The sequence below is a fragment of the Actinomadura darangshiensis genome, assembly GCF_004349235.1.
GTDB classification, from domain to species: domain Bacteria; phylum Actinomycetota; class Actinomycetes; order Streptosporangiales; family Streptosporangiaceae; genus Spirillospora; species Spirillospora darangshiensis.
In genome coordinates, this window is sequence record NZ_SMKY01000048.1 from 34853 (window position 1) to 41976 (window position 7124).

Annotated in this window: 7 protein-coding genes; 2 read left to right on the forward strand and 5 right to left on the reverse strand. The window is 71.1% G+C overall.

The window, feature by feature from the left end:
* Nucleotides 1-3: 3 nt before the first annotated feature.
* From E1293_RS13690 to E1293_RS13700, 3 genes are all read right to left on the reverse strand, one after another.
* Entirely contained in the window at nucleotides 4-1269 is a 1266-nt protein-coding gene (locus E1293_RS13690) for an ABC transporter substrate-binding protein (RefSeq protein ID WP_207938837.1), read from the reverse strand.
* A 320-nt stretch (nucleotides 1270-1589) separates the two neighbouring features.
* Entirely contained in the window at nucleotides 1590-2381 is a 792-nt protein-coding gene (locus tag E1293_RS13695; protein WP_243716203.1) for an ABC transporter ATP-binding protein, read from the reverse strand.
* The gene (locus E1293_RS13700) at nucleotides 2374-3276 is read right to left on the reverse strand and encodes an ABC transporter permease (protein ID WP_243716204.1); all 903 of its coding nucleotides are present in this window, start codon (nucleotides 3274-3276) and stop codon (nucleotides 2374-2376) included. The genes E1293_RS13695 and E1293_RS13700 overlap by 8 nt, the downstream gene beginning before the upstream one ends.
* Before the next feature lie 179 nt (nucleotides 3277-3455).
* Here E1293_RS13700 and E1293_RS13705 point away from each other — a divergent pair, with 179 nt between their 5' ends.
* Entirely contained in the window at nucleotides 3456-5078 is a 1623-nt protein-coding gene (locus tag E1293_RS13705; protein ID WP_207938838.1) for a bifunctional phosphatase PAP2/diacylglycerol kinase family protein, read from the forward strand.
* On the opposite strand, the gene E1293_RS13710 is transcribed toward E1293_RS13705, so the two are convergent.
* Together E1293_RS13710 and E1293_RS13715 are read right to left on the reverse strand one after the other, a co-directional pair.
* Nucleotides 5059-6222: a cytochrome P450 gene (locus tag E1293_RS13710; RefSeq protein WP_132197633.1), complete on the reverse strand. Its 1164-nt coding sequence runs from the start codon at nucleotides 6220-6222 to the stop codon at nucleotides 5059-5061. The two genes, E1293_RS13705 and E1293_RS13710, sit on opposite strands and share 20 nt — an antisense overlap.
* Nucleotides 6219-6662 (reverse strand): 2,4'-dihydroxyacetophenone dioxygenase family protein, encoded by a 444-nt coding sequence (locus tag E1293_RS13715; protein ID WP_132197635.1) that lies wholly within the window; start codon nucleotides 6660-6662, stop codon nucleotides 6219-6221. The genes E1293_RS13710 and E1293_RS13715 overlap by 4 nt, the downstream gene beginning before the upstream one ends.
* 101 nt (nucleotides 6663-6763) lie before the next feature.
* Here E1293_RS13715 and E1293_RS13720 point away from each other — a divergent pair, with 101 nt between their 5' ends.
* Entirely contained in the window at nucleotides 6764-6994 is a 231-nt protein-coding gene (locus E1293_RS13720) for a DUF6158 family protein (protein ID WP_132197637.1), read from the forward strand.
* Nucleotides 6995-7124: the final 130 nt, after the last annotated feature.

Sequence of the window (7124 nt, forward strand, 5' to 3'; positions counted from 1 at the left end):
GGGTCAGCCGCCGACGAGGCCGCGGCCGCGCCAGTTCTTGAAGATCGCGTTGATGCGGCCCTCCGCCTCCTTGACGGCGTCGCGCGGGGACGCCTGGCCGCGGGCGGCGCTGCCGAACATCGTCGGCAGGACGTTGGTGTTGAAGATCTCGCCGATCGCCGGGTTGGACGGGCCCGGGTAGCCGATGTTCGCGCTCCACGACGTCGCCGTCTTCAGCAGGCTCAGCTTGTTCGCGGGCTTGGCGCCCCACGGGTCGTTGTCGAGCCAGCCGTTCAGCTGCGGCACGATCGACGGCCACCCCGGCAGGTCGTACAGCTCGGAGTAGTACGACACCGACGGGAAGTTCGCCGTGTAGTGCAGCAGGAACTCCTTGGCCGCGTCCGGGTTCCCCGCGTACTTCGGGACGATCCACTGCTGGATCACGTGCTGCGCCGCCATCGACGCCTTCGGGCCGCGCAGCGCGGGCACGAAGAAGATGTCGTCGCCGATCGTCCGGTTCGTGCCCATCGCGGTGCGCCACGCGGAGATCGAGTTCAGGATGTAGGACGACTTGCCGGCGATGAGCGCCTGGTTGTTGGACGCGGGCGTCCACGAGAAGACCTCGCTGGTCTCCGCCTCCTTGAACAGCCGCGCCATGAACTCCACGGCGGCGACGGTCGCTTCGGAGTTGAGGACGACCTGCTCGTTCTCGTCCTGGACGGACCCGCCGAACGACCACAGCAGCGCCCGCGCCGCCATGTTCGAGTCGGTCTCCGGGGACAGCCCGATCCCGCACGGCACCCCGGTCTGCTTCTTGATCTGCGCGGCACCGCGCAGCAGGTCGTCCCAGCTCGTGGGGCCGTTCGGCATGCCCGCCTTCTGCCACATCGACTTGCGGTAGTCGCCGGGGTCGGGCGACCAGCCGGGGCAGTAGCAGTAGAACCGCTTGGTGTTCGGGTTGTAGCTCGACTTGCGGCACAGCTCCAGCTGCTTGCCCCACCGCTTGCTGGCCTCCTGGACGAGGTCGGTCATGTCCAGGACGGACGGCTCGTACTGCGAGAACGGCGCGATGTGCTGGATGAGGTCGTGGCCGCGGCCCGCCTGGATCTCCGACGCGGCCCGGCGGGGGACGTCCACGGTGTTGATGTGGTCGACCCGGACGTCCACCCCGACCTTCTTGCCCCAGTCGGAGAGGAACTTGTCGAACCACTTGTCGTGCCGGGGCACGAAGTGGCTCCACATCAGGATGCTGAGCGAGCCGCTCAGCTTCTTCGCGGGGGCGGTGAACACCTCCTTCGGAGCGTTCCCGCTGTTCTTCGCCTGGGGACCGCTGCTCTCACTGGCGCACCCCGCCAGGGCGCCGTACGCGCCGGCCGCGAGTGCTGTGGAGGATAGGAAGCCGCGTCTGCTGAATCCGACGGAGTCGGACCGGGGGGCGTGGGGGGCCGTCCCCCCTCGGGGAACACTGAGCCGCTCGGCCATGGGGGTCTCCTCGCTCGGAGGTTGCCCCTTCGACGGTAGATCGCCTGGCCCGTCTCATCCAGAGACGATCCGGTAACTCTGCGTCACTGTGGTAACGCCAGTCTCACCGGCCCCTTGCGCGACGCCCGTTACTTGCCGGTGGCCTCGGTATAGGCGGCGATGACCTCCGCGGGGTCGCCGTCCATGTGCATGCGGCCCTCGTCGATCCAGATGACGCGGTCGCACATCTCCTTGACCGTGTCCAGCTGGTGCGCGACGAGGAACACCGCGCCGGCGTCCTTGCGCAGCTCGTCGATGCGGCGCTTGCTCTTGTTCCGGAACTTGGCGTCGCCGGTGGCGAGGGCCTCGTCGATCAGCAGCACGTCGTGGGTCTTGGCGGCGGCGATCGCGAACCGGAGCCGGGCCCCCATGCCGGACGAGTACGTCCGCATCGGGTACTGGATGAAGCCCTCCTTCAGCCCGGCGAAGTCGACGATCTCCTTGTACTTGGACTTCGTCTCGGACGGCGACATGCCCATGGCGAGGCAGCCGAGGACGATGTTGCGCTCGCCGGTGAGGTCCTTCATCAGGGCCGCGTTCACGCCCAGCAGGGACGGCTGACCGTCGGTGTAGACGCCGCCGCGGTGCGGGGGCAGCAGCCCGGCGATGGCCTTCAGCAGCGTCGACTTGCCGGAGCCGTTGGTGCCGATGATGCCGACGGCCTCGCCGCGGTACGCGACGAACGACAGGCCCTTGATCGCGTGGACCTCGGTCATCGACGGGCGGTGCTGGCGGCGCAGGACGCGGGAGAACGCCGACGCGGCGTTGCCCTTGCCGCCCGCGCCGTACACCCGGTAGACGATGTGCAGGTCGTCGACGACGACGATCGGCTCCCGCGTCGGGTCGATGTCGAGGGTCCCGCGGACCTTCGTGTCAGCCACGGCCGTATCGCTCCTCGGCACGGTAGAAGTACATGAATCCGCCGACCAGCGCCACCAGGGCCCACAGGACGGCGTACAGCCACAGCTGCGTGGTCTCATGGATCTTCAGGTTGGTCGAGACGTAGCCGCGGTACTCGCCGAGGAGCACGTGCCGGCTCAGCTCGACGTACACATAGCCCGGGTTCGCCTTCATCAGCTCGCCCAGCCAGCCGTACTCGGCCAGCTTGTGGCCGGACTGCATCATCTGGGGCAGGCTGAAGATGACGCCGGACGCGTAGAGCCACGTCCGCATGACGAACGGCAGCAGCTGGGTGATGTCGCGGTTGAACGCGCCCAGCCGGGCCATCACCATGCTGATGCCCACGTTGAACATCAGCTGGAGGCCCACCACCGGGACGAACAGCAGCATGTTGAAGCTGAGCGGCTCACCGAACGCGAACACGATCACGAACAGCACGATGAGCGCCATCAGCAGCTGCTGGAGCTCGACGACGGCGATCGCCAGCGGCAGCGTGGCGCGCGGGAAGTGCAGCGCCCGGATCAGCGAGAGGTTGTCGCCGACCGACTTCGCCCCCGACGTCACCGAGCGCTGCGTGAAGCCGAACAGGAAGACACCGGTCACCAGGAACGGGATGAAGTCCGGGACGCCGCGGCTGGTGCCGAGCAGCAGCCCGAAGATCAGGTAGTAGACGGCCGCGTTGAGCAGCGGTGTCAGCAGCTGCCAGACTTGACCGAGCCGCGAGTCGGTGTACATCGAGATGTTCTTGGCGGAGGCGAACGCCCAGATGAAGTTCCGGCGGGCCCACACATCCTGGATGTATTTGCGCAGCGGGGGGCGCGCAGCGCTCTGCCTCAGCCCGTACCGTGCGGCGTAGTCGGCCAGCGTCTCGTTCACGTGAGGAAGCTCCGCGATCGTTCCGACCGACTCGCCACCCGGGGAACCGAGCCGTTCCGGGTGACTCATGCCGCGAAGCCTATTGCAGTCGATGAGTCGAGAGTGACGTTCGCCCGCATGTGACCCCCGATTTGAGATCTTTGCGGAATCATGTCGGCGTCCCTGGGGATACCCGGGAGATGCGGCTCAACCACACACGGCGCGGACCCGCGCCGTCACGGTCCGTCATTCGCCGTCGGCGCCGGGCGGCGCAGGAGAGCCGGTCCGGCCTGCTGCGCATCGGCGTGCTGCGCCGGCTGGGCAGGGCCGACCGGTGGGCGTTCGACCGGGTCGCGGCGGCCCGGCTGCGCGGGCTGGAGTACGTCCTGCCGAGGCTGTCGCGGTCCGCCGACCACGGGATGCTGTGGTTCACGACCGCCGGCACGCTGGGGCTCACCGGGCACCCCCGGTTGCGGCGCGCGGCGCTGCGCGGGTCGATCGCGATCGCGGTGGCCAGCCCGGCCGTGAACATCCTCGGCAAGCAGGCGTTCCGCCGCAAGCGCCCGGTCGTGGACCTGGTGCCGCCGATCCGGATCCGGTGGAAGCTGCCGACCTCGCACGCGTTCCCGTCCGGGCACACGGCGTCCGCCGCCGCGTTCGCGACCGGTGTGGCGCTGGAGGCGCCGGCGGCGGTGGCCGTCCCGGTCGCGGCGACGGCCGCGGCGGTGGCCTTCGCCCGCGTCTACACCGGCGCCCACTATCCGGGCGACGTGCTGGCGGGCGCCGGGATCGGCGCGCTCGCCGCGGTCGGGACCCGCATGGTGTGGCCCGCCCGCCCTCCGGTGGCCCGCGTGACCCGGGCCGAAGGCGGGAACGTCCAGGTCACGCCGGACGGACGCGGCCTCGTCGCGGTCGTCAACCTCGGCTCCGGCACCGCCGGTGACGCGGACGCCCGGATCGTGCCCGGCCGTGCGGAGGTCGCGCTCGCGCTGATCGAGGCGGAGCTGCCCGCGGCGGAGATCGTCCGGCTGGATCCCGATGACGACGTCGACAAGGTGTTCGCCGAGGCCGCCGAGCGGGCCGCGGTCCTGGCGGTCGTCGGCGGGGACGGCACGGTGAACGCGGCCGCGCGGACCGCGCTGCGGCACGACGTCCCGCTGCTGGTCGTCCCGGGCGGGACGTTCGACCACTTCGCCCGCGCACTCGGCGTGGAGTCGGCCGCGCAGGCGATCGCCGCGTACCGGAACGCCGAGGTCGGCCGGGTCGACGTCTCCTACGTCACGCCCCTGGCCGCCGGGCCCGACCGCGACGAGGAGCGCCTGTTCCTCAACACCGCGAGCTTCGGCGCCTACACCGAGCTGGTCGACCGGCGCGAGCGGCTGGAGAGGCGCATCGGGAAGTGGCCGGCGCTCGCCGTCGCCGCCGTCCGGACGCTGCGGCACTCCGAGCCGGTCGAGCTGACGGTGGACGGCCGGCGCCGCCGCGTCTGGCTGGCGTTCGTCGGCAACTGCGCGTTCGGCTCGCGGGGCGCCGCCCCGACCTGGCGGGAGCGGCTCGACGACGGGAGGCTCGACGTCCGGATGATCACGACCGGGCGGCGCGTCCCCCGGGTCCGCGCGGTCGCCGCGATCCTCGTAGGGCACCTGCACGTCACGCCCGGCTACCGCGCCTGGCGGGCGACCGGCATGGAGATCGTCTCGCCGGACGGCGGGCTGCGGCTGGCGCGGGACGGCGAGGTGGCGCCGCTGCCGCCGGCCGTCCGGTTCGGCAAGCACGCCGGCGCCCTGAGAGTTCTCTGTCCTTTCACCTCCCCGTCACCTTGAGAACGCAGTGCCGGAGGCCGACGACCACCGGCGACCCGTTGTAGCGGGGCACCCCCTCGGTGGCGACGGCCGTGAACCGGTCGGCGAGCTCCTCCAGCAGGACGCGGAGTTCGAGCCGGGCGAGGGCCGCGCCGAGGCAGAAGTGCGGCCCGTAGCCGAACGCCAGACCGGGTGCCTCCGGGCGCCGTGCGGCGTCGAAGCGGTCGGCGTCCGGCCCGAACGCCGCCGCATCGCGGTTGGCCGAGCCGTACAGGAGCATGAGGTACTCGCCGGCCTCGACCTTCTGCCCGCCCAGCACGACCGGACGCGTCGCGGCGCGCAGGAAGTAGACGACCGGGGACGTCCAGCGGAGGATCTCCTCGATCGCCGCCGGAAGGTCGTCCGCGGGCCACTGGCCGGGGTTCTCGGCGAACGCCAGCAGCCCGCCCGAGATCGAATGCCGCGTCGTCTCGTTTCCCGCCACGAGGAGCTGGATCAGGAACATCACCAGCTCCATGTCGGTCAGCCGCTCGCCGGCCGGCTCGGCGAGGGCGAGCTGCGAGATCACGTCGTCGCGCGGCTCGGCGCGGCGCTCGTGCGCGACGCCGAGGAGGTACGTCCCGCACTCCAGGTGCAGGGTGTCGCGCTCCTCGGCGGACAGCTCGGGCGCCGCCCCGGGGATGATCGCCTCCGTCCAGCGGAAGAAGCGCGGCCAGTCGTCCTCCGGGATGCCGAGCAGCAGGCAGATCACCTGCAGCGGCAGCGGGACGGCCAGCTCCCCGACGACGTCGAACGGCCGGCCCGCCTCGATCGGCGCCAGCAGCGCCCTGACCCGGGCCCTGACCTCGCCCTCCAGCCGCCGCATCACCGACGGCCGGAAGGCGGGCGCGACCAGCCCGCGGTACCGGGCGTGGTCCGGCGGGTCCGTGTGCATGATCGTCGGAGGCGTGTCGAACGGCCGCCCGATCTCGTCGATCAGGATCCCGCCGCCGGACCGGTAGGCCGCCGGGTCGCTCGCCACCGCGTGCACCACCGCGTGCGACGCCGCTACCCACATCGGCAGCCGCGGATGCCGGACGAGGCCGCCCTCCGCGCGGAGCCGCTCGTACAGGGCGAACGGGTGGCCGCCGGTGAACGACGCGTCCGGGAAGTCGTCCGGGATCACGACAGGATGCCCTGCGGCCTCGGTATCCCCGCGTCGTCGCACAGCGCGTAGTAGGAGTTGAGGGTGGACTCGCCGTCCACGACCCCGCTGATGTTCCCGTCGGCGTCGTACTCGATGAAGGCGCCCTCGATGATGAAGAGGATGTCGCTGTCCTCCTCGATCGTCAGGGTGTGGATCGACCCGGGCGGCTCGTGGATGAACGTCCCGGTCACGTAGTCGATGCCGTACTCCTTGTACCGCCAGCGTCCGGAGAAGGTGTAGCCGTGGACGCCGCCGGTGTGCTTGTGGGTCGGCAGCTGGAAGCCCGCCTCGAACCGGTTGCGGACGACCCACGTGTCCGCCGACACGCGGAGGACCTGCAGGCCGACGGGCCCGATGTGCACCCAGGGGAGATCGTCGGAGTGGACGTGCCCGACCAGGGGGCCGCTCGTCTCAGTCATGTAGCAAACGCTAGGTAGGTAACCGGCCTCGTGCAAGACCCGCGATTCGCCCGGCGGGCACCGGGTAGGGGACGGGACGCCCATGCAGGAGGGAGCGCACGATGACGAGCCGCGACCTGGGGATCGACCCCGGCGACCTCACCGACGACGACCTGTTCCGCGAACTCGGCAGCCTGTACGAGACGCGGCTCGACGCGCTCCGGCACGCCGCCGACCAGGCCTACGGCGAGCACACCCGCCGCATGAACGAGCTTGAGGCCGAGTACCTGCGCCGCCGTCCGGGGCGCGAGATCGACCCCGAGCGGCTCCGCGACGGAGCCCGCGCCCGCTGACCCCCGTCCCCGCTCCCGTCCCATGTTGACCGGCTGTTCGTCTGCTTCGGGTAAAGGTGCGGGCGCCGGGCACATGAGGGCGGCAGGGTCCGTGCAGGATCCCGGTGGGGGGTCCTCGGGGGGAGTGGGC

Coding starts and splice junctions, on each gene's coding strand:
- E1293_RS13715 (WP_132197635.1), bottom strand. CDS start 6,662: ATGACTGAGACGAGCGGCCCCCTGGTCGGGCACGTCCACTCCGACGAT.
- E1293_RS13705 (WP_207938838.1), top strand. CDS start 3,456: ATGCGGCTCAACCACACACGGCGCGGACCCGCGCCGTCACGGTCCGTC.
- E1293_RS13720 (WP_132197637.1), top strand. CDS start 6,764: ATGACGAGCCGCGACCTGGGGATCGACCCCGGCGACCTCACCGACGAC.